The organism is Chitinophaga agrisoli (genome assembly GCF_008386695.1).
In the GTDB taxonomy this organism is placed as follows: Bacteria; Bacteroidota; Bacteroidia; order Chitinophagales; family Chitinophagaceae; genus Chitinophaga; species Chitinophaga agrisoli.
The window spans coordinates 38,297-58,514 of record NZ_VUOC01000001.1; the positions used below are offsets into that span (position 1 = coordinate 38,297).

The following is a 20,218-nucleotide window of genomic DNA, read 5'->3' on the forward strand; positions in this document are numbered from 1 at the left end:
CCCCGCAAAATTAACCAACGTTTGTTACATTCTTCTTCAATTCTGTTTCCAGGTTCTGGAGCTCGTTATTCAGCACTTTACGGCTCTCTGTACCCTGGTCGTGTATACGTTTTACCTCGTGCAGGGTTTCTATGAGGGACTGAGTGGTACGTTTGAGCGTTTCTACAGATACCACGGTCTTCTCATTCTCCTTGGCCACCTCTATGCTGTTCTGACGGAGCAGATCGGCATTCTTTTGCAGGATGGTATTGGTGGTATCGGACACCTTACGCTGCATTTCCACGTTGGCTTTCTGCCGCTGAAGGGCTACCGCAATGGTGAGCTGGTTTTTCCATACCGGGATGGTGGTAGATACGATGGACTGGGCCTTCTCCGCGATAGAGGTATTGTTGTTCTGCACCAGTCTTATCTGTGCCAGGGACTGCAGCATGATAAAACGTACCACTTTCATATCTGCCAGTCTTTTATCCAGGCGGGTGATGAACTCACGCAGGTCCGCTATCTCGTAGTCGTTATAGCTGCCGGCATTGGCTTCCATCTGGGCCAGTTGCTCGTTCAGCTCGTTATATTTCAGCTGACCGGAGATGATCAGGTCCTCCATCTGTTTGATGTAGGACACGTTGCTGTCGAACATCGTTTGCAGGGAGCTGTTATCCTTCAGGGAGTTGAGGCGGCCCGCTTTGATCTTGTTGGTGATCTTATCGATGTTGGCAACAACGGTATCGTACTTCTGGAACAGCTTTTTGGCGTCCATGACCATCTTCTTCAGGAAAGGCACTTTGGATAGGAAGCTTTTGAGACCGCCCTGGTTCAGCTCATCTACATCTATGTAGTTAAGCTCAGCGAGCAGGTCGTTGATAAGGCCGCCTACTTCGCCGGAGTTGAAAGTACGTACAGAGGTCAGGAACTCGTTGCTGTAACGTTCCATGGAGTTCTGTACTTCTGTACCGTAGTTCAGTACGGAGTTTACATCCGTAATAACGAGTGATTTATTCAGCTCGTTGTATTTCTTCGTGTCCTCAGGGGTAATGAGGGACAGGTCGGCATTGCCATCCCTGTCCAGCCGCACCTGGGGCAGCGTTTGATCCGCGGTATTAGGATTTGTTGCGTCCATATGTATCTGGATTATAGATGATCTCGTAATACTACAAATAGTTCTTGGCAACGGTATCCACCGTTTCCTGCAGCTTTTTATCCTTGGTAGGCTCACCAATGGCGTTGAATTTCCATTCGCCGTTCTTTTTATAGAATACGCCCATTACCATGGATACGTGGCCGGCAAAACCGGGACCGCTGGCAATATCGTAGGTAGCGAATACTTCGTTTACGCGGGAAGGCGTGCCTTCATAAATGCGTATAGATGCAAACGGAATGGTACCGAAATCGTGGCCGCGGAAGCTATTGAGCACAAAGGCTACGTAGCCAACGCTGCCATTAAGACGGGAAAAATCCAGCGTGATCACTTCGTTATCCAGACCATCATTGCCGTTGATATCACCGGTAAGGTCATCACCGCTATGTTTTACGGCATGATCTTTAGACTGGAGGTTGCCGAAGTATACCACTTCCAGCAGCTGTTTCTGCTCGTTGAACAGGGCGCAGCTACCGTCCAGGTCCACCGCTTCCTTTGTTTTTGACATACCAAAAAGGCCGCCTTTCTTTTCGATAGCGCCCCAGTTAATACCTACGCATACACTCTGCAGCTTAGCGCCATTGCTTTTTTCGAGGCTGATACGCTGCCCTTTCTGAAGATTTATAGCCATGTTGGGTTATAATTATTTTTAGGTGGATCAATTGTATTTGTTCAGGTAGTCCTGCAGGCCGCCTTTCATGCCAACGCCTACGGCTTCGAACTTCCATTCATCGTTACGTTTGTAGATCCGTCCGAATTCTACGGCAGTCTCGATGGAGAAATCTTCTTCCAGCTCATATTTCAGGATCACTTCGTTAGTGGAAGGATCGAATATGCGGATATAAGAGTTCCTTACCTGGCCAAAGTTCTGGCGGCGAGATTCTGCTTCGTGGATGGTCACTACTACACAGATCTCGGTGATCTTGCTATCCGCTTTTGAGAGGTCTATTTTGATCTGCTCGTCATCGCCGCTGCCTTCGCCGGTAAGATTATCGCCGGTATGCTCTACGCTGCCATCGGGAGAAACGAGGTTATTGTAAAAAATGAAGTGTTGATCGGAAAGTATCTTTTTATTATCGCCCATTACGAAAATGGAAGCATCCAGGTCGAAGCTGGTGCCGGTAGAAGAAGCGTTGGCGTCCCAGCCTAAGCCGATGGTGAATTTAGGCGCATTGATCGTTTGCCGTTGCCCTTTTTGTAAGTTAATTGCCATGTTCTATGCTTTTGTATTTTCTATTAAACAGGTATTGATGAATAAAATCGAGGTTTTGCTGGTAGGCTTCTATGGTGTGATAGCCATTGCCCAGTGCCATGTTATATAAAAGATTGACAAATTTATGTGTTTGATTTTGCAGGAAGATACAAAATGAATCGAAATCGTAGTTAAGGATATACTTTACGATCCGGGTATTGATAAAAAAATGTTCTCCCTGTATGATCGGCTCCAGGTGGAAAATCGACTTAACATAATGGTAGTTCAGGTGATTTTCGATATTGGGCGGGATGCTTTTATTCATCAGCTCCGCAAAATAGAGCATATAGATCTCGTTGGTAAGGTTATAAGCCGCTACCATTTTCAGGATCATGCGCTCATGGCCGCCGGTAATGCGGATATCGTCCAGGAACACTACTTTTTTGCCAGCCAGGAATTCCCGGTCAATATGGAAGGAATCGTTGCCGATAAGCTGGAGGCGCTGGGCGGCATCCAGCTCCCCATAGTCTTCCTTGTAGGTAATAGTGCGATGCACTTTTGTTTCCTGTGCCACAGGGTTTCCATTTGCTGCCAGCCAGCGGTTGAGGCGGAACATAAAATGGTTCTTCATGGCAAAAGTAGCAGTGGGGATAAACGAATAAGGGCTGGAAACAATGACCAGCTGCGGTACTTTTCTACCGCGAAGGTGATGCTCAATAAAACCATCGGCCAGGTTAACGCCGTATTTTTCAGCAACGGCATCGTCGCCAAACTTAAATCGGCTATATTCATCGGGGCTAAAACCGAAGTTGCCGGCATCGGTGATCTTATGTAAAGAATATGAGGTGACCGTCATCAGTTAAGTAAACTTGAAATACATTGTTTATTGGAATTAATTAATAAAGTCCGGATGCCTATTACATTACCACCCTGGATATCCGCTTTCACATTATCGCCTATGTGGATGATATTGCCGGGGGCTGTAACGCCCTCCTGCCGCACCCTGGCCACGTTTTCCAGCATCAGCCGGAAGAACTGCTCATTGGGCTTTGACATACCATTCTCATCTGAATACAACTGGAAATCGAAGAAGCGGTCCAGCTTCAGCTCTTGTAATACTAACCGGAGGGTAGCGCCTTTTATAAAGCCGGTATTGCTTAACAGGCTAATGGTGCTGCCGGGTATCTCTTTTATAGTGCGCAGCACTTTTACCGTATTGGAGCAATAGACCGTTGGGAGGTATTTGAGCACGAGGGCATCCATCTCCCGGTAAAGGGCCGGCAGGTCTAGATCCCGGATCACGGCGGCATCGTCATTCAGTTCGCTGATGACCATCAGGTACATTTCTTCCGCATCGATATTACTGCCGGTTTTTTCGTTGATGGCATTGCACATGATATCTATCCGGCGGAAGATGCGGGCTACTTCTTCCATTGAAAGTTGCCGCTGGTTAAAATGATCATAGAAAAAACGTGCCCGTTCCTCTTTGAAAGACGGGTTTGATTTTATGAGTGTTAACCAGAGATCAAAAGAATAATGTTGATATATATTCATCTCTTGTATTTGGTGTATTAAACGTATGTCCCCTGCGCTGTCTGCAGCATACGGGTTAACTATCGTTAAAATAAGTTTTATTTATAAACCCACAGTTATCTTTTTATTACTAAATCGTATTTTTTCCGGGTTAAAGAAAAAAGTTTAGTCGCTATGTATAGGTGTCCGGAGGGCTAATATAGGATAAATATCGGGTGGATATACGATTTTTTTGATGAGAAGTGTGGAAATGATTGGGTATAGAAAAAGCCGTAAGTGGCCCTGGCGCTACGTGTTTCCTGCGTGCAGGGGGGAGCAGTGCGTTATTAACGGGCGGATACGTCTTAGCGGTACTAGGCTGACGGTTCTATGGAGTTAGATAGAGGCTACGCCGGCAGGGTTCCTCTGCGGGCTGCGCCTGCCGCGGGGTGTTCGTTTTGGAGGGTGGCTGGTGGAGCCCGCGCCAGCCAAGGCCCGGCAGATGAACCTGCCGGCAATGCAGTGTGCACGTTTGGCAAGAGGGGGTTTCACGGGTTAGGCGGGAGGCGTGGGGAAATGCTAGATAATTTGATGGAAATCCTACCTGAATTGAATATTTTCGACCTCGCAAAGGCACTTGTGCTTTGATAAACTATACTTATGGATTCAATCAGGATAAGATGCCCCAAATGTGAATGGGAGCCAGATGGTAAAGCTTACTGGCAGTGCAGCTGCGGTCATAAATGGGATACGTTTTCCACTGGCGGCAGATGCCCGGCTTGTCAGCGGGTATGGGAGGATACACAGTGCCCAACTGTACCTGGCGGATGCCGTAGCTGGTCGCCGCATCTGGATTGGTATGAGCACCTTGATAATGTGGTACTGGAAGTGAAGGAGGTATTGGAGGCGCCGGTGACGCAAGAGCGGGAACACTGAAAACCTGATGATTAACCCCGGCAGCTTCGGCCTGTTATGTTTGTGCCCCTGCACTCATGTGCAACATATGTCAACCCTACAGTAATAGCGTACATCACCCGGGGTAAAAGCGTAGAAAGTATAACTAAAAGCGTACAAGCGGAAGGTATAGTTGTACAGCAGCGTTGTTTTGCATGTGTGTTATATTCCTATTAGCTCTGGAATTTCTTGGCATTTGTCAATTTTCCGGATAGTTGATCTTCGTAATTTTGTTACTGCAAATTAGTTATCAATTTACTTAAAATTCTACGTTATGGCTAAACAAGCTGGCCCGGTATTTATTACGGGCACTCACAATGGTATTTCTTTTTACAAAATGGATGGGGAGTATTATGCCCGCCGTAAGAGCTCATTAAGTGGTAAGCGGGTAAAGAAGGACCCCGCGTTTACACTGACGATGGTGTATGCAGGTATTCTAGGGCAGGCATCAGCGATTGCTGCAGCCGTGTACCGTACGTTGCCACCAGAGCGTAAGCAACATCGTTTGTACCGGGCAATGACGGGCACGGCTAACCGGCTGTTAAAACAAGGGATGGAACTGGCGGCGGTGAAGGCGCAGTTGATGGAGGAATGTGGGTTGGCGGCTCCAACTACCAAACAAGTTCAGGCAGCCAGTTGCCAGATACCACGCGCCACAAAACGCGCTGGCAATAAGCCGCCTAAAACACTGCGGATAATGAACAGCCGGTTGATGATACACCCGCTGCAACAGCGGGGTAAACTGGTATATACTCAGGCGTGCTGCGGTACGGGCGCGTTGAATAACTCTGCAAACAGGCGATATGAATTAAGACGGGCCTCCGGATCATAGATATGCGCGGTGGCCATGATCTCATCTACCTGGGTGGCATTTACAAATGCCTCCAGACCTGCTTTAACGGTTTCCTGGCTGCCAAAGAATGAGTAATACAGCATTTGGTTCACCATATGCTCCGTTGCATCGTCCCAGATCTGGCTCATATCGTCAACGGGAGGCTGCAATAGTTTGCGGCGACCGGTGATCACGCCTATGAACAGCTGTTGGAGAGAGGTGGCCAAACGGGCAGCTTCCTGGTCAGTGGCCGCGGCAATCACGTTTACGCAGGCCAGCACATAAGGTTTATCGAGGTATTGAGAAGGCTTAAACTCTGCGCGGTAGATCTTGATGGCGTTCATCAGCTCTGCCGGAGCAAAATGGCTGGCAAAGGCATAAGGTAATCCCATTGCGGCGGCCAGGTGTGCGCTGTCTGTGCTGGAGCCCAATACCCAGATAGGGACCTCCAGGCCTTCTGCCGGAAAAGCCCGTAATGCGGAATTGCTGTTCTCTGCGGAGAAGAACCGTTGCAGCTGGCGGATATCATCCGGGAAATTGTAATGCGCATTGATGTTCAGTCCGCGTATAGCCCTGGATGTCAGCTGGTCAGAGCCGGGAGCACGTCCCAAACCCAGGTCAATACGGCCGGGATAAAGAGAGGCCAGGGTGCCAAATTGCTCTGCTACGATCAGGGGCGCATGATTAGGCAGCATGATACCGCCGGAGCCGACCCTGATTTTGGTAGTATTGCCTGCTACGTAGCCAATAAGCACAGCTGTAGCGGTACTTGCCACATTGGGCATGTTATGATGTTCTGCAAACCAGTACCTGGAGAAACCAGCGGCTTCCGCCTGAAGGGCTAATTGTAAGCTGTTATGAAAGCTGTCCGCGGCAGTGGATCCTTCTCTTACGGTGGCGAGATCGAGGATGGAGTATTTTACCTGGTTCAGTTGTTTCTTATTGTTCATCTTTTTGTCTTATGCTTTTAGGTGATGGCCGTTGTTTTTCAGTACTTATCGGCTATGGCGTTGCGCAGGCAAAAGCCAGGCGACGGTTAGGCTGACTGGATGAGTTACCTGGCGCAGCTTGACGGTGAGCACCATTTGACGGCGCACTGAATTATTGAACGGATGTTCAAAATTAAGCAAAGTTCATAAGATTTGGAGCCAGGCCGGAAGGGCAAGCAGGGTGAACAGGAGGAATATTACACTGGGGTTACAGGAGCAGGAGGCTGCGGAATGGAGGAAATGGGCGTGGATGTTAGTGAGTCGCAATACCCATCCCCGGCAAATGGCGAACAATATACCGGAAAAGCCGGCATTGACGCCGGCTTTATTGCACTATTGTCAATGTATGTTGGGGTGTCTACGGCCGGAATATCATCCGCAGGGACTGATCCTTTGTAACATAAGCCACTGCCCAGTTATAAAAGGTCTTCATCCTGTTATTCACCGTAACCAAAGAAACAAGGTGAATGAACAACCAGGCTAATAAGGCAAGAAATCCGCGTAGATGCACCTTGTGTTTGAAGAGGTCCACCACGGCGTTGTGCCGCCCTACGATCGCCATATCTCCCCTATCGAAATAACTAAAGGGCTTCATTTTCTTTCCATGGGCAATGGCCTTCAGATTCCGGGCCACGTTACGGCCCTGCTGGATGGCCACCTGCGCCAGCTGGGGATGCCCTTTGGCATATACCGGATCAGTGTATTGGATGCTGATATCACCAATGGCATAGATATCCTCCAGACCTTCTACCCTGTTAAATGTGTCCGTCTTCATCCGTTTGCCAATACCCAGGCTGGATTCCGGTATCCCTTCAAAGGTATGCGCGGTAATACCGGCGGACCAGATCAGGGTTTTGGCGTTGATGATCACGCCGGATGACAGCTTTACCACGTCATTGGCAAAATCCGTTACGCGGGTGTTCAGGAGAACGGTCACGCCCAGGGCTTCCAGCGCCTGGTAGGTCTCTTCCTGGGTTTTACCGCTCATGGCTGTGAGCAGGTGCTCTGCGCCATCTACAATGTAGATACCGCCTTTAGCGCCGGCCAGCTCCGGGTAGTCTTTTAACATGATATGCCGCCTCATTTCCGCCAGCATACCTACCACTTCTACGCCGGTGGGGCCACCGCCGGCTACTACGATCGTGAGCAATCGCTGGCGTTCTGACAGATCGGTTGTTTTGGCTGCTTTTTCCATCGTGTTGAGTAGGGCGTTACGCATTTTGATAGCGTCGTCTACTCCTTTCAGGGCGATGGCATTACGTTCAATGTTCTCGTTGCCAAAAAAGTTGGTCTTGGCCCCGGCCGCGAATACGAGGTAATCGTATTTCATTTCACCGTCGCTTAATACGGCGGTGTGGGTAGCGGGATCTACTTTTTCCAGTGCCGCCATGCGGTACTGGATGCCTTTTTTCCTGAATAGTTTGCGGAAGGGGTAACTTATGCTGGATGGATCCAGGAACCCTGTGGCTACCTGGTACAATAAAGGGGTAAAATAGTTATAGTTGTTCTTATCCAACAGGGTTACATCATAATCCTTGCTTTTGTAGAGGTGTTTAGCAAGATTCAAACCGGCAAAACCACCACCGGCAATCAATACCTGTTTTTTTGCGCTTTTGCTATTATGTTGTGTCATAACATCTGGCTTTAATTTCGAATCAAATGTAAGCCAGAATGGGGTTTTCCAGGGGGTCCAGTTGTAACATTCAGCCTAGTCCAGGGAGTGTTGTAACCCGCTGTGGGAGCGGGTATTTCCCTGCGTTTTCCTATTCATCATGGCGATCAATATCCAGATGCCAATAACAAATGCTGCTATTGCCATCGTGACCACCGGTTGAGCGGCAAATGGGTTAAGATAATAAAGCAGTAACATATTAAAGAAAACGAGTACAGCAAGGATACATTTCCCCAGCCATTTTCCGGCGGTATATGGGGGTAGCCGCCTCTTTTTGTAGGTCATAGCGATCAGATACGATAAATTCTCTGAGAACTGCCCGGAAGGCTGTTCCAGGCCGTTCTCCTTTATCAGGCGGGCCAGTTTATCGTTATGTTCTTTATTACTACTCATAAAAATCCTTTATTTCATTACCCAAAAGCTGCTCCAGTTCTACCTGCAGCTGTTTTCTCGCCCTTAATAGCCTCATTTTTACGGCGGAGCGCTTCATGCCGGTTATTTCGCAGATGGTTGCAATATCTTTTCCTGCTATATAGTGCAGGGTTACGATCAGGTGGTCCTCTACGGTCAGTTTTTTCAGCGCTATGTCAATATACTTCTTTCTCTCCTTCTGGCGTAATATTTCCCATTCAACGGCCATTCCGTTCAGGTGCGGCTCGTCTTTTATGTTATCCAGGCTACTGGTGATTATTCCTTTGCTCCTGCTTTTGGTAATGGCGGTATTATAAACTATACGATATAACCATGTGGAGAACCTAGCCGCCTTTTTAAAGCTGCCCAGTGAGGCAAATGCCTTTAGGAATGCATCCTGTACCACTTCTTCTGCATCTTCCCTATTCAATAATATCTTTATTGCAATGGTATATGCCAGATCCTTGTATAAACTCACCAGGTATTCAAGGCTCGCTTTATCGCCCTGAACAGCCATTTCCAATATCTTATTTTCCTGGCTTGCCGTCATGCTGCAATTAGACTAATATAACAATAAACTGGTCACATCTGTGACCACGCGGCTTTTTCCTGCGTCTTAAAGGAAACACTTAAAACACAAGATCATGTTAGTTACATCTGCCGCTTTACTCATTGCCGTAGCGTTGGTAGTTTTTGGCATCAGCTACTACTACTTTACTACCCGCCACAGGGAGCGGATGACCCTGTTGGAAAAAGGCCTGGCGCCCGATTATTTTAAAGGTACCGGTAGTTATCTGTCTTTTGTGCTTATCCTGGGAGTTGTCAGCATTGGTATTTCTCTGGGTATTCTTACCGGTTCGATCTTACAATCTGTTACGATAAGAGTTATACGGGAATCTGCATTTCCTGCTTCCATCTTCCTGTTCCTGGGAATCAGCTTACTGGTATCTTACTATCTCCTCTCCCAGATACAAAATAAACGGAAATGAGGTTACTGTTATTGGCCATCCTGGGCCTTTTAGCCAGTACCATTTACCTGGGCCAAAATCCGGAGCGGGCGATAGCTGTCATTGCAGACAGTATTTTTCCAAAGAAGGCCCCGGGGCGTTGTACTGGCAGTTAAAGACGGCAAGACCGTTTACCCCACCGCCTTTGGCAAAGCCGGTCTTGAATTGGGCGCTGATATGGATCCGGGCAATATTTTCCGGATTGGATCCATTACCAAACAATTTACCGCCTGCGCCATCCTGCGGCTGGCGGAAGCGGGTAAATTATCCCTCCAGGACAAAAAGGAGATACTGCCTTACGCTCCGGATAAGTTCTTTGCGAAGGAAATTGACGCCCCTATCGTTTTTGACATTGATGAGCATGGCCATGTAATAGGGCTGACAAAATACAGAACGGTGAAATGCAGGCGAAGCGGCTTCAATGAATTATCTTTAATCTTATAATACTATTTTGATCTAGACCTGCAATGGTTATATCCGACATCCAATCTGACATCCGGGCCATCGAAGAAGATGCTGCGCTCCATACAGCAACAAATTTTGACAACCGGGCAAATGCGATAGATTTTATTGATTTTCATATCATAGACCGGATCGACGGTTTACTGCAAACTGCTCCGTTAGAAGAACTTGCCGTATTAAGACAACGTGCCGTGGCGTTAAAATCCTCACTGGAAGCAGTGGATACAACCCTGTTCGCGCAGCTACGGGAGCAGATCCGGCGTAAGGTCTATACAGGACCGGCTTTCCTGGAGATGATCCGCAGTTACACCGCTAATGATATTGATCAGCAGGCGGAAATAGGTTACGACAACCTTGATATTTTTATCAACCGGTTATTATCTGACCAGGATGCGCCTGCCCCCACTATGGCGGTAGAACCGGAGATGGTATTCTATCAGAAAACACCCGCCAGGATCATATTTGAGATGATGGAATTGGCGCAGTTACAACCAGGAGATGTTTTCTTTGACCTGGGATCCGGTTTGGGCCAGGTGGCCATTCTCGCGCATCTGATCAGCGGGGTTAGTGCCAGCGGTATTGAATATGAGCCCGCTTATTGCAGTTATGCGAATACCTGTGCGGAACAGCTAAATCTGAACGATGTGCGTTTTATCCCTATCAATGCCCTCCAGGCGGATTACGCTGCCGGAAACGTATTCTTTATGTATACGCCTTTTGAAGGAGCCATGTTGCAGAGCGTACTGGACATATTGCAGGCGGAAGCGCAGCGAAAAACCATTACCATCTTTAGTTACGGGCCCTGCTCGTCCCATGTGGCGCGCCAATCCTGGCTCAGTTGCATAAATGGGGAAGGGGACGATCTGTATAAATTATATGAGTTCAGGAGCGTGATGTAACCCTTCTAATGTCCAGTGAATAATATCCATATTCTTACTATACCTCACAACCGGCATTTAATCTCCCAGCCTTTACTAACAAATTTGTAGGCGCCTTACAATTGACTGTACCCTCCTTAAAATCAGCCGGTACGCGCTACTTTGCCGGGAAATTCTGAACATCATGGATCTGTATTTAAAAGGTAAAACGGCCGTTATAAGTGGCGGCAGCCAGGGACTTGGCCGGGCCATTGCAAAAGAACTGGCCATGGAGGGCGTGCAGGTATTTGTTACTGCGAGGAACAAAGCATTATTGGATAATTTCAAAACGGAAGTAGTGGCCGCGGGCGGCGCGGAGCCGGCTATATTCGTACAGGATTTTGCCGCGCCGGAGGCGCCGCAACAGATCGCCGCGGCGGCGTTAGCCAGCCTGGGACATGTTGATATCCTGGTTAACAATACCGGCCGTAGTCAGCCATTGGATGTTATAGGCCCGGATGCGGCATGGGAAGATTCCATGACGCTGGATTTTAACCGCCACCGGCAGCTCACGCAACAGCTGCTGCCTCAATTTATGGCCCGTAAACAGGGCGCTATCCTAAACATTGCCAGCACCTATGAATTGCGGACTATTAATGCTTCGGCCGTAGCCAAAGCGGCTGTAATTGTGTGGTCCAAACAGCTTGCCGGGTCGCTGGGGCAATATGGTATCCGGGTCAATTGCCTGCAGCCTGGGCTTATAGATACGGAGAATATACGGCGGTTCTTTCCGGGAGAAAAGCGCCGGCAATTTGCCGAGCAAGAGATACCGCTGGGTGATTTTGGCGAGCCGCAGGATGTGGCCAATATGGCTGCTTTCCTGGTATCGCCCCGGGCGCGGTATATAACGGGTACGGTAGCGACTGTAGATGGTGGGATGCGGCATTATCCATTCTGACCACCGGATAATAAAAATAGGCTGGCCAAATGGCCAGCCTAATAATTTTCTTCAGTATATTGTAATGATTTGAATAATCCGAAACTCACATATACAGCTGCATTAGTGCTTTCTGTTGCCCTTTTTATAATAGGGCAGACTTTCTTTGACAGCATCTTCACGTTTTTTGAGCCACATATTGATGGTATTTCATTTCAAATAACGGAATTAGGCGCTATCGTAAAAACCTCCATCCTTTTTTCACTACTGCTGGCACTTATTCCTCTTCTGCTGGTATTAACCTGGAGATCAGGTAAGATCCATTCAACCGGTAAAAGAATTGCGTCCGTTATTACTGTATTGCTGTTTATAAGCCTGGCGATCTTTATCCGGCAGTATTTTGTAAAAATGTACTTTACAAGGATCGTCAAACCGGCATTACTTACAAGCGATAACACCACTATAGGCTACCCGATCGATCCGGTCAATTTCGTGTATTATATGTGCGGCGGCCTGCTGCTGGGACTGATCCTTGCTTATTTTATGTTCCGGAACAAAGCGAAGGTTACTGCTTTTTAGCTTCTTTTTTCTTTTTCTCATGATCTACGATGGCGCCAATACCAGCACCCATGCCTGCGCCTACTACCGTACCGATTGCAGCGCCTTTCAGGTGATCTTTGTTAACGATGGCTCCGGTCACTGCCCCTGCGCCTGCACCTACTACTGCGCCTTTAGCGGTATGGCTCCAGCCTTTTTTCTTTGCGGGCGTGGTGGTAGTGGTGGCTGTATTATCGGTAGTGGTGGTATTGTCAGCAGTTGTAGCGTTGTCGCTATTGGAAACGTTTTGGCTTTTTTTAGCATGGCTGCTTTTTGCTTCCTTGATGGAATCAAGCACCTGTTGTTTGACAGTGGCTGCGGTAATTGAATCTTTCTTTGCGCTTTCTATGGCTTCATGGTCTGCGTTGTTTGCGCAGGAAAAGAGTATGGTTGTTGCAGCAAAGGCGATCAATAATTGTTTCATGGTCTTGAAATTTTAGAATATAAGTTGATTTTGGGTGAGGAATGGCTAAAATTATGCCATTGTGAAGTTGAAAGGGAGGGATGACAGGCAAAAACTCATATTATATGTTGGAATACAATAACTAAGAATTATTAAAAAATAATAAATAGTAGGGGAATTAGTCGTTTTGGCAGGCATTGAAAAGGCGGCGGCCTTAGGGGAGGGAGGATAATTGGAGCTCACCAGATTGCCAAATAGAGCTCAAAAAGTCCCAAATTTGAGCTTGAAATCGATGTTAGATGAGCTTGAATTCTGTACGCCCTATCACGGTAGTGAAACAGCTCAAAATCTACAATTTCTTAAAATAAGGCAATAAAAATTATATAACAATTTGATATTCATCACAATAAAATGCATCAATTATTAAGTAAATGCATGAATTTTGACGAAATTTCATGCACTTTTAGAATTATTCTTAATTTTGAGGAAAGTAATTAATGGTGCAGAAATTTCAGCAATTCAAAAGCCACCTCAAAAAGGGCGGACTTTACAAAAGGTCTGAATTGGAGAAGTGGTCCAATTCAGTGGACAGAGATCTCTCCAAGCTGGTCTCTGAAGGAACGTTGACTAAAGTTGGACCAGGTCTTTACTACGTTGCCATATATAATGCATTTGGTGTACAATTGCCTTCCGATGAATCATTGGTTAAGAAATTCCTGGACGATGACAATTTCCTGATCACGTCCTATAATATTTATAACAAATTAAGCTTGGGTACGACCCAATTATACAATAACAAGGTTGTCTATAACCATCTGCGCAGTGGCGACATAATCTTGGGAAATCGGACATTCACTTTTAAAAAGAAATCTTCCTTTCCCAAAAAGGCTTCTGAAGCGTTCATTATAGTCGATTTAGTAAATAACTTAGACCAATTGGCCGAAGACCAGCCCCAGGTTTTAGAAAAAGTTCAACGGAAAATTAAAGATATGGATACTAAAGCGCTGGACGATGCCCTACACAAATATGGTACTGCCAAAACCCGTAAACTTTTGACTTTGGCCTAAATCTTTCCATGCATGGCTGTTTATCTTCATCAAAGAAAAGATTTTTTTGACCTCATCAGAACCCTGGCCGCAGAAATGGGAATACAAGAAACCCTGATCGAAAAGGACTATTGGATCATGCATGTGCTCCACAGTCTCAAAGCCCAGGGTTTTGTATTTGAACTTAAAGGCGGCACTTCCCTGTCAAAAGGTTTCAAGTTAATCGACCGATTTTCCGAAGATATCGATCTGCATATCAGCCCCCCTAAAAAATTCACTGAGGAAACGGGAATCGTAATCAACGAAAACCCCAAAAATGATAAGCAGGCGACTTTTGACAACAGAAAAATATTCTTCGACTGGCTGGCAGCAAATATCCATATCGACGGCATCGTTGAAGTGCTTAGGGATACGGATTTTGATGACATACAGAAATATCGCAGCGGTGGAATCCGATTAAAATACGAGAGCCCGTTCGAGAGTATTGGTGATCTGAAAGATGGAGTTTTATTGGAAGCCGGCTTTGCACAAGTAACTCCTAACTCACCCATCGATATCAGTTCCTGGATGTATGATAAAGCAACTTCCGTTAAACTAAACATCGCAGACAGTCGCGCCATGCGCATTGCTTGTTACCATCCGGGGTATACATTCGTGGAAAAACTACAGACTGTTGTCACCAAATACCGTAATGAAACACAAGGTGATCGCAAAGGCCCTATCGTCAATTTTATGCGCCAATACTATGATATATTCAAGTTGTTGCAGACCGATCTGATTCAGGCATTTATTAAGACTGACGAATACCAGCACCACAAGGATGTTTGGTTTTCAAAAGCGGATAAGGAAATACCTCTCTTCGAAAACCCAGCATTACTATTACCAGACGAAAAACTGATGAAAGACTTCAGAAAACGATATCAGGGCACTGCGAAACTTTATTATAACGGGCAACCAGACTTCGATGAAATGGTCAAATATATCCGAACTTTTGTGGACAAACTATAGCTATCGCTAGAACCGCTTTATACCCATAACCTCCGTGCACACAAAGAAGCCTTACAGCATCCACTGTAAGGCTTCTTGATCGTCGGGGCGGCAAGATTCGAACTTGCGACCTCCTGCTCCCAAAGCAGGCGCGATAACCGGGCTACGCTACGCCCCGAATCCGGTAAAAAAAGCCTGAAGAAAAATCCTCAAACCTTTTTGCGGTGAGAGAGGGATTCGAACCCTCGGTACAGTGTTACCCGTACGACGGTTTAGCAAACCGTTCCTTTCGGCCACTCAGGCATCTCACCGTCCCGTGAAGGGGCTGCAAAAATAGCAATAATTTAGAATTATCCAAAAGCATTTACTGATTTTTGCTGAAAGCCTTTCCCCACCCAATCGTTTACCCATAATTTTTTATATTTATCAGCTAAACACATCCTTTCATGCAAACCAGCTATCGTCTGTTACTGATAGTTGCCGTGGCCCTGGGCGCCTGCAATAGCAACCCAGGGAAAAATGCGGCAGCCGTCGATGACTCTACCGCCCTCAAAGCCATTACTGAAGAGGGCTTTACCAAACACCTACAGGTATTGGCCTCAGATTCTTTCGAGGGCCGTAAGCCTTTTACACCCGGCGAGGATAAAACCATCCAATACCTGCAGGCGCAATTTAAAGCGCTGGGACTGCAACCGGGCAACGGAGACAGCTACGTACAGGAAGTACCCATGGTGGAGATCACCTCCAAACCTACCGGCGCACTGGAGTTCAAAGGCAAAGGCGGTAAGCTCTCCCTCGCCTACCTGGATGATTATGTAGCCACTACCCGCCGCGTGCAGCCGCAGGTGCAGCTGAATAACAGTGAGCTGGTATTTGCCGGTTATGGCATCGTAGCGCCGGAATACAACTGGAACGATTATGCCGGTCTGGATGTAAAAGGCAAAACGGTGGTTGTAATGGTAAATGATCCCGGATTTACAGACAGCACACTGTTTAAGGGCCATACCATGACCTACTACGGCCGCTGGACCTATAAATATGAAGAAGCAGCGCGTCAGGGCGCTGCGGGCGTGATCATCATCCACGATACCGCGCCGGCCAGCTATCCCTGGGCGGTGGTAAGAAGCGGCTGGTCTGGCGCTAAGCTGTACCTGCAAACAGAAGATAACGGGCAATCCCGCGCTGCGATGGAAGGCTGGATCACGCTGGATGCCGCCAAAAAGCTGTTTAAGCTGGCCGGCGTGTCCGATACCCTGCTGCAAAGCGCACAGCATCCGGGCTTTAAACCGGTACCGCTGCCGGTGACCGCATCCGTAACGATCAACAACCAACTGAAGAAATCCACTTCTCATAACGTGCTGGCCGTATGGCCGGGCGCTACCCGTCCGCAGGAATATATTATCTATTCTGCGCACTGGGATCACCTGGGTATTGGCGAAGCCATTAAGGGTGATTCCATCTACAATGGCGCGGCAGATAATGCTACCGGCACAGTAGCCCTGCTGGAAATTGCCGGCGCATTTACCAAACTGGCGCAGCACCCGGCTCGCTCCATCCTTTTCATCGCCCTTACCGGCGAAGAACAAGGGCTGCTGGGATCTGAATATTATGCTACCCATCCGGTATATGCCAAGGATAGCACGGTGGCAGATATCAATATGGACGTTCTGAATACCTATGGCCGCACCAAAGATATCACCATCGTTGGTCAGGGCCAGTCAGACCTGGATGATTATGCAGAACGGGCAGCCGCCAAACAAGGGCGCACCGTATCTCCCGAAGATCATCCCTCCGCAGGACATTTCTTCCGTTCTGACCATTTCAATTTTGCCAAAGTAGGTATCCCCGCCCTGTATGCCGGCAGTGGCACTATGTCCCTGACACACGATACCGCCTGGGCCAAGATGAAAACAGAAGAATATGGACGCGACCGCTACCACTCTCCTTTTGACCAGTTTGACAGCACCTGGGAACTGGATGGTATGGTAGAAGACGCTCAGCTGTTATTTGACATCGGGCATGTGCTGAGCAATGAAGAGACCTTCCCTAAATGGAAACAGGGCTCTGAGTTCAAAGCAGCGCGGGAAAAGAAATAAAGATTTCAGTATAATGCGTAAGGGGTGAACAACAGGCATACTGCCTATGTTCACCCCTTACGCATTTAATACCGGCCTGAACGGGGATGATACATAAGACTAACTCATGGAACAAAAATTAACTATGAGGCTAAAAACTGGCATTTCGGGCAAATACAGCCCTAAAAAGCACCGTCTTGCCCGGGAAAATGGCAGATTTAACGTTTTCTACACATTATTAATGCAAATCAAAACGTTATCTTGTTGAAGGAGCCGGATCCTTGTCCGGCTCAGGACACTATACGCGGACTATCACTATCACTTACCTATACCCTCTTAAACACCTGGAATGAAAACATTTACTCTATTGACGGATCCTGTTTATACAAAACCGGATCGCGCCTACACTAGCCTACAACTGTTTTTCCGGTCACTGATCAGGGATGAGCGTGACCTGCCATTTGTTTACCTGACGCTGAAGATCACCTTCACAATGCTTCCACTGGCCATCATCATGTATATACCGGGTGTTCCCGGCTGGTTATGGTGGGCGGCGGCAATCGGTTATTTTGCGTTGAACAATTTTGCGTACAAAGGACCTTACGGGCTGATGCTGCATTGTACCAGCCACCGCTGTTTCTTTGAGCGCAAGTATAATGTGCTGAACCATTACCTGCCCTGGGTGCTGGGCCCGTTCTTTGGCCAAACGCCGGAGACGTATTACTCCCACCATATTGGCATGCATCACCCGGAGAATAATATGCCGGATGATGATAGCTGCACCATGTATTTTCAGCGTGATTCCCTGCGGGGTTTTGCGCGGTATTTTGGCAGCTTTTTCTTTGCCGGTATCTTTCACCTGGCCCGGTATTTTATCAAAAAGAACCGTAAGAACCTGCTGATCCGCTCCGTACGGGGCGAGTTCCTGTTTGTTGCCATGTGCGTAGGGCTTTGTTTTATAAACTGGCCGGCTACCTTAATGGTATTCATCCTGCCCTTTGTGATCTCCCGCATTATCATGATGCTAGGCAACTGGGCGCAACATGCATTCATCTGCGCCGGAGAGCCTGCTAATCCATATAAGAACAGTATTACCTGCATTAATACCAGTTATAACCACCAGTGCTGGAACGACGGCTATCATATCGGCCATCACCTGAAACCGTCCTTACACTGGACGGAGTATCCGCATCATTTCACCAAAACGCTGGATGAATATGTGAAAAATGAAGCGGTGGTATTTGACGGCATCCATTACCTGCATGTATTTGCCTACCTGATGCTGAAACGGTATGACCTGCTGGCCAAACATTTTGTAAATATTGGCGGTCGTTTTGGTTCTGATGAGGAGGTGATCTTATTCCTTAAGCAACGTACCCGTAGGATTCCCCAACTGGCAGCCGCCTGATGAGGGAAAGATTTTCATATCCTATGCTAATAAGTGTATAAAAAGTAAAAGAGCGCTCAAATGAGCGCTCTTTTTTTGCATGGTTTCCTTTCCTAGTGAAATCGAAAATCTTAGAAATTACCTTTATTAACATCCCACCAGAGACGGGTACCGCCGTTATCGGCGCCGCCTAACAGCTGGATGCCTTTGTTCAGTTCTGCTGCATTTGTATTGTATTCGTTCTGCGGATACTGCAGGCGTCTAACCTGAATACGACTATCGATAAGACCGCCGCTGTTGTTATTCACTACAGGGAACAGCTTAGGATAACCAGTACGGCGGAACTCTGTCCATGCTTCCTGTCCTTCCGGGAACATAGCGATCCATTTCTGGGTCATGATACGCTCCAGCTTACGCTCAGGCGTAACACCCTCTTCCCATTTGATGGTAATATCAGACAGGGCAGGGGAATTATTGGCTGCATTTTTTGGATCTGCATAGGCAGCCGGTTTGCTGGTTGCATCCGTAATGTAATTTGCGTCTGCTACGCCCCACTGATCAAGAGAGGTCTGAATACCTGTTTCGTACAAAGCCTGGGCGGTACCGCCGGCGGAGGTCCAGCCACGCAGCGCAGCTTCCGCACGCAGAAAGTATACTTCCGCGGCTGTCATGATCTGCACCGGTGTGGTGGAATTGAACGAAGGGGTTTTACCGTCTTTAAAATTGAGGGTAGAGTAAGTTACATAGTCATTTTTCAGCACGGTGCTACCGATGCGGATACCTTTATACTGACCATTAAGGGCAGGGAGGGCATCAGTAGATTTATCCATGTACTTACCAATACGCGGGTCATTGTAACCGCTCATGTAAGCCTGGATGGAAGCGCCGATATTGATATCTGTCCATGACTGGGCAATATGTACCAGCGGGTTGTCGAAACCAGCGCCTACTATCTGGATGTTCATGTTACCGGAATTAGCGGTGATCACACCACCCGCTGCGGGATCCAGGGCTTTATCTGCCTGGGCTTTTGCGGTAACCGCATCTACCTTTACGATGTGCATAGCTAACCGCAGGCGCAGGGAGTTGGCAAACTGTAACCAGCGGTTAAAGTCGCCGCCATACACCAGGTCAATAGCGCCAAAGTCAAAAGGCAGTTTCTGTCCGCTGCTGATAAAGGATTTGAGGCTAGCCACGGCCTCGTCCAGCTCTGTAAAGAAGCTGTTATAGATATCTTTCTGGCTATCGTACGGAATGCCGGTTTTGTTACCGCCTGCCTGGCTATACGGCAGGGGACCGTAAATATCCGTAGCGCGGTCCATAGCAGTGATCTTGGTGATCTGCGCCACGGCCCATACGGGAGGGTATTGCTCATCTACTTTCAACTGCTTCATCTGCGCTACATAGGCCAGCACATCCAGGTATACCACTTTGAACGGTTCTCCGTTCCAACCGCTTACTAAAGCATAGTTCATGTTGGTATTACCGCCAAAGGGGTTGGCAGACATCATATAACCGGAAAAGCAATCCGCATTCAGGTTCTGCTGCAGCTGGAAAGAGTTGGGATCACCGCCGCCGGAAAAATTATAGATAGCGCGCTGTTCATGCCTGATCAATGACTCCAGGTTGGTGTTTACGCCGGTATTGTCTGAATTGTACCTTTCGAAATTCTTTGTACAAGAGCTGGCGCCCAGTAATACGGTACCTGCCAACAGCATACTGTTCCAAACGGCAGGTTTATTTATATTAGAGAGATAACGTTTCAT

At 47.6% G+C, this 20,218-nt stretch carries 22 protein-coding genes and 2 tRNA genes; 11 read left to right on the top strand and 13 right to left on the bottom strand.

Annotation, left to right across the window (positions count from 1 at the left end):
- Nucleotides 1-10: 10 nt before the first annotated feature.
- The 5 genes from F0L74_RS00130 to F0L74_RS00150 are packed head-to-tail and all read right to left on the bottom strand — an operon-like array spanning nucleotide 11 to nucleotide 3,878.
- Nucleotides 11-1,114, bottom strand: a complete 1,104-nt coding sequence (locus F0L74_RS00130; protein ID WP_149835828.1) for a toxic anion resistance protein — start codon at nucleotides 1,112-1,114, stop codon at nucleotides 11-13.
- A 31-nt stretch (nucleotides 1,115-1,145) separates the two neighbouring features.
- Entirely contained in the window at nucleotides 1,146-1,763 is a 618-nt protein-coding gene (locus F0L74_RS00135; protein WP_149835829.1) for a TerD family protein, read from the bottom strand.
- Between the two features lie 27 nt (nucleotides 1,764-1,790).
- Nucleotides 1,791-2,345, bottom strand: a complete 555-nt coding sequence (locus tag F0L74_RS00140; RefSeq protein WP_149835830.1) for a TerD family protein — start codon at nucleotides 2,343-2,345, stop codon at nucleotides 1,791-1,793.
- Entirely contained in the window at nucleotides 2,335-3,180 is an 846-nt protein-coding gene (locus F0L74_RS00145) for a phosphoribosyltransferase family protein (protein WP_149835831.1), read from the bottom strand. The genes F0L74_RS00140 and F0L74_RS00145 overlap by 11 nt, the downstream gene beginning before the upstream one ends.
- Nucleotides 3,180-3,878 carry an HAD family hydrolase gene (locus tag F0L74_RS00150; RefSeq protein ID WP_149835832.1) on the bottom strand — a complete coding sequence of 233 codons (699 nt, stop codon included), beginning with the start codon at nucleotides 3,876-3,878 and terminating at the stop codon, nucleotides 3,180-3,182. Before F0L74_RS00150 ends, F0L74_RS00145 begins: the two co-directional genes overlap by 1 nt.
- 618 nt (nucleotides 3,879-4,496) lie before the next feature.
- On the opposite strand from F0L74_RS00150, the gene F0L74_RS00155 reads away from it, so the two are divergent.
- The gene (locus tag F0L74_RS00155; RefSeq protein WP_149835833.1) at nucleotides 4,497-4,772 is read left to right on the top strand and encodes a hypothetical protein; all 276 of its coding nucleotides are present in this window, start codon (nucleotides 4,497-4,499) and stop codon (nucleotides 4,770-4,772) included.
- A gap of 292 nt (nucleotides 4,773-5,064) precedes the next feature.
- Nucleotides 5,065-5,622 (top strand): hypothetical protein, encoded by a 558-nt coding sequence (locus tag F0L74_RS00160; RefSeq protein ID WP_149835834.1) that lies wholly within the window; start codon nucleotides 5,065-5,067, stop codon nucleotides 5,620-5,622.
- On the opposite strand, the gene F0L74_RS00165 is transcribed toward F0L74_RS00160, so the two are convergent.
- From F0L74_RS00165 to F0L74_RS00180, 4 genes are all read right to left on the bottom strand, one after another.
- Nucleotides 5,544-6,572 carry an LLM class flavin-dependent oxidoreductase gene (locus F0L74_RS00165; RefSeq protein ID WP_149835835.1) on the bottom strand — a complete coding sequence of 343 codons (1,029 nt, stop codon included), beginning with the start codon at nucleotides 6,570-6,572 and terminating at the stop codon, nucleotides 5,544-5,546. The two genes, F0L74_RS00160 and F0L74_RS00165, sit on opposite strands and share 79 nt — an antisense overlap.
- A 397-nt stretch (nucleotides 6,573-6,969) precedes the next feature.
- On the bottom strand, nucleotides 6,970-8,244 hold the full coding sequence (locus tag F0L74_RS00170; protein WP_149835836.1) for an NAD(P)/FAD-dependent oxidoreductase: 1,275 nt from the start codon (nucleotides 8,242-8,244) through the stop codon (nucleotides 6,970-6,972).
- Between the two features lie 75 nt (nucleotides 8,245-8,319).
- The gene (locus F0L74_RS00175) at nucleotides 8,320-8,676 is read right to left on the bottom strand and encodes a hypothetical protein (protein WP_149835837.1); all 357 of its coding nucleotides are present in this window, start codon (nucleotides 8,674-8,676) and stop codon (nucleotides 8,320-8,322) included.
- Complete coding sequence (locus F0L74_RS00180) at nucleotides 8,669-9,244, bottom strand: RNA polymerase sigma factor (RefSeq protein ID WP_149835838.1); 576 nt, start codon at nucleotides 9,242-9,244, stop codon at nucleotides 8,669-8,671. Before F0L74_RS00180 ends, F0L74_RS00175 begins: the two co-directional genes overlap by 8 nt.
- Nucleotides 9,245-9,338: 94 nt before the next feature.
- Here F0L74_RS00180 and F0L74_RS00185 point away from each other — a divergent pair, with 94 nt between their 5' ends.
- The 5 genes from F0L74_RS00185 (at nucleotide 9,339) to F0L74_RS00205 (ending at nucleotide 12,536) form a co-directional block, all read left to right on the top strand.
- A complete protein-coding gene (locus F0L74_RS00185; protein ID WP_149835839.1) occupies nucleotides 9,339-9,683 on the top strand; it encodes a DUF6249 domain-containing protein in 345 nt (114 codons plus the stop codon).
- A gap of 81 nt (nucleotides 9,684-9,764) precedes the next feature.
- Nucleotides 9,765-10,145 (top strand): serine hydrolase, encoded by a 381-nt coding sequence (locus F0L74_RS00190; RefSeq protein ID WP_213086854.1) that lies wholly within the window; start codon nucleotides 9,765-9,767, stop codon nucleotides 10,143-10,145.
- A 23-nt stretch (nucleotides 10,146-10,168) separates the two neighbouring features.
- On the top strand, nucleotides 10,169-11,062 hold the full coding sequence (locus F0L74_RS00195) for a class I SAM-dependent methyltransferase (protein WP_149835841.1): 894 nt from the start codon (nucleotides 10,169-10,171) through the stop codon (nucleotides 11,060-11,062).
- 163 nt (nucleotides 11,063-11,225) lie between these two features.
- The gene (locus F0L74_RS00200) at nucleotides 11,226-11,978 is read left to right on the top strand and encodes an SDR family NAD(P)-dependent oxidoreductase (RefSeq protein ID WP_149835842.1); all 753 of its coding nucleotides are present in this window, start codon (nucleotides 11,226-11,228) and stop codon (nucleotides 11,976-11,978) included.
- A gap of 69 nt (nucleotides 11,979-12,047) precedes the next feature.
- Complete coding sequence (locus F0L74_RS00205) at nucleotides 12,048-12,536, top strand: hypothetical protein (protein WP_149835843.1); 489 nt, start codon at nucleotides 12,048-12,050, stop codon at nucleotides 12,534-12,536.
- Here F0L74_RS00205 and F0L74_RS00210 read toward each other — a convergent pair.
- Nucleotides 12,523-12,978 (bottom strand): YMGG-like glycine zipper-containing protein, encoded by a 456-nt coding sequence (locus F0L74_RS00210; RefSeq protein ID WP_149835844.1) that lies wholly within the window; start codon nucleotides 12,976-12,978, stop codon nucleotides 12,523-12,525. The two genes, F0L74_RS00205 and F0L74_RS00210, sit on opposite strands and share 14 nt — an antisense overlap.
- Before the next feature lie 476 nt (nucleotides 12,979-13,454).
- Here F0L74_RS00210 and F0L74_RS00215 point away from each other — a divergent pair, with 476 nt between their 5' ends.
- Complete coding sequence (locus tag F0L74_RS00215) at nucleotides 13,455-14,024, top strand: DUF6088 family protein (RefSeq protein WP_213086855.1); 570 nt, start codon at nucleotides 13,455-13,457, stop codon at nucleotides 14,022-14,024.
- Nucleotides 14,025-14,036: 12 nt separating this feature from the next.
- Entirely contained in the window at nucleotides 14,037-15,011 is a 975-nt protein-coding gene (locus F0L74_RS00220) for a nucleotidyl transferase AbiEii/AbiGii toxin family protein (RefSeq protein WP_149835845.1), read from the top strand.
- An 82-nt stretch (nucleotides 15,012-15,093) separates the two neighbouring features.
- Here F0L74_RS00220 and F0L74_RS00225 read toward each other — a convergent pair.
- Together F0L74_RS00225 and F0L74_RS00230 are read right to left on the bottom strand one after the other, a co-directional pair.
- Nucleotides 15,094-15,168, bottom strand: a tRNA-Pro gene (locus F0L74_RS00225).
- A 44-nt stretch (nucleotides 15,169-15,212) separates the two neighbouring features.
- Nucleotides 15,213-15,301 (bottom strand) — tRNA-Ser (locus tag F0L74_RS00230).
- Between the two features lie 135 nt (nucleotides 15,302-15,436).
- Here F0L74_RS00230 and F0L74_RS00235 point away from each other — a divergent pair.
- Both F0L74_RS00235 and F0L74_RS00240 read left to right on the top strand, forming a co-directional pair.
- A complete protein-coding gene (locus F0L74_RS00235; protein ID WP_149835846.1) occupies nucleotides 15,437-17,086 on the top strand; it encodes a M28 family metallopeptidase in 1,650 nt (549 codons plus the stop codon).
- A 328-nt stretch (nucleotides 17,087-17,414) separates the two neighbouring features.
- Nucleotides 17,415-18,473 carry a fatty acid desaturase family protein gene (locus F0L74_RS00240; protein ID WP_149835847.1) on the top strand — a complete coding sequence of 353 codons (1,059 nt, stop codon included), beginning with the start codon at nucleotides 17,415-17,417 and terminating at the stop codon, nucleotides 18,471-18,473.
- 110 nt (nucleotides 18,474-18,583) lie between these two features.
- Here the strand turns inward: F0L74_RS00240 and F0L74_RS00245 are convergent, their stop codons facing one another.
- Nucleotides 18,584-20,218 (bottom strand): RagB/SusD family nutrient uptake outer membrane protein, encoded by a 1,635-nt coding sequence (locus F0L74_RS00245; protein ID WP_149835848.1) that lies wholly within the window; start codon nucleotides 20,216-20,218, stop codon nucleotides 18,584-18,586.

What these genes read in the sequence shown, in the direction of transcription:
- F0L74_RS00170 (WP_149835836.1), bottom strand. Translation starts at nt 8,244, where the DNA reads ATGACACAACATAATAGCAAAAGCGCAAAAAAACAGGTATTGATTGCC.
- F0L74_RS00245 (WP_149835848.1), bottom strand. Translation starts at nt 20,218, where the DNA reads ATGAAACGTTATCTCTCTAATATAAATAAACCTGCCGTTTGGAACAGT.
- F0L74_RS00210 (WP_149835844.1), bottom strand. Translation starts at nt 12,978, where the DNA reads ATGAAACAATTATTGATCGCCTTTGCTGCAACAACCATACTCTTTTCC.
- F0L74_RS00215 (WP_213086855.1), top strand. Translation starts at nt 13,455, where the DNA reads ATGGTGCAGAAATTTCAGCAATTCAAAAGCCACCTCAAAAAGGGCGGA.
- F0L74_RS00200 (WP_149835842.1), top strand. Translation starts at nt 11,226, where the DNA reads ATGGATCTGTATTTAAAAGGTAAAACGGCCGTTATAAGTGGCGGCAGC.
- F0L74_RS00185 (WP_149835839.1), top strand. Translation starts at nt 9,339, where the DNA reads ATGTTAGTTACATCTGCCGCTTTACTCATTGCCGTAGCGTTGGTAGTT.
- F0L74_RS00135 (WP_149835829.1), bottom strand. Translation starts at nt 1,763, where the DNA reads ATGGCTATAAATCTTCAGAAAGGGCAGCGTATCAGCCTCGAAAAAAGC.
- F0L74_RS00240 (WP_149835847.1), top strand. Translation starts at nt 17,415, where the DNA reads ATGAAAACATTTACTCTATTGACGGATCCTGTTTATACAAAACCGGAT.
- F0L74_RS00195 (WP_149835841.1), top strand. Translation starts at nt 10,169, where the DNA reads ATGGTTATATCCGACATCCAATCTGACATCCGGGCCATCGAAGAAGAT.
- F0L74_RS00180 (WP_149835838.1), bottom strand. Translation starts at nt 9,244, where the DNA reads ATGACGGCAAGCCAGGAAAATAAGATATTGGAAATGGCTGTTCAGGGC.
- F0L74_RS00165 (WP_149835835.1), bottom strand. Translation starts at nt 6,572, where the DNA reads ATGAACAATAAGAAACAACTGAACCAGGTAAAATACTCCATCCTCGAT.
- F0L74_RS00235 (WP_149835846.1), top strand. Translation starts at nt 15,437, where the DNA reads ATGCAAACCAGCTATCGTCTGTTACTGATAGTTGCCGTGGCCCTGGGC.
- F0L74_RS00155 (WP_149835833.1), top strand. Translation starts at nt 4,497, where the DNA reads ATGGATTCAATCAGGATAAGATGCCCCAAATGTGAATGGGAGCCAGAT.
- F0L74_RS00145 (WP_149835831.1), bottom strand. Translation starts at nt 3,180, where the DNA reads ATGACGGTCACCTCATATTCTTTACATAAGATCACCGATGCCGGCAAC.
- F0L74_RS00175 (WP_149835837.1), bottom strand. Translation starts at nt 8,676, where the DNA reads ATGAGTAGTAATAAAGAACATAACGATAAACTGGCCCGCCTGATAAAG.
- F0L74_RS00130 (WP_149835828.1), bottom strand. Translation starts at nt 1,114, where the DNA reads ATGGACGCAACAAATCCTAATACCGCGGATCAAACGCTGCCCCAGGTG.
- F0L74_RS00220 (WP_149835845.1), top strand. Translation starts at nt 14,037, where the DNA reads ATGGCTGTTTATCTTCATCAAAGAAAAGATTTTTTTGACCTCATCAGA.
- F0L74_RS00150 (WP_149835832.1), bottom strand. Translation starts at nt 3,878, where the DNA reads ATGAATATATATCAACATTATTCTTTTGATCTCTGGTTAACACTCATA.
- F0L74_RS00140 (WP_149835830.1), bottom strand. Translation starts at nt 2,345, where the DNA reads ATGGCAATTAACTTACAAAAAGGGCAACGGCAAACGATCAATGCGCCT.
- F0L74_RS00160 (WP_149835834.1), top strand. Translation starts at nt 5,065, where the DNA reads ATGGCTAAACAAGCTGGCCCGGTATTTATTACGGGCACTCACAATGGT.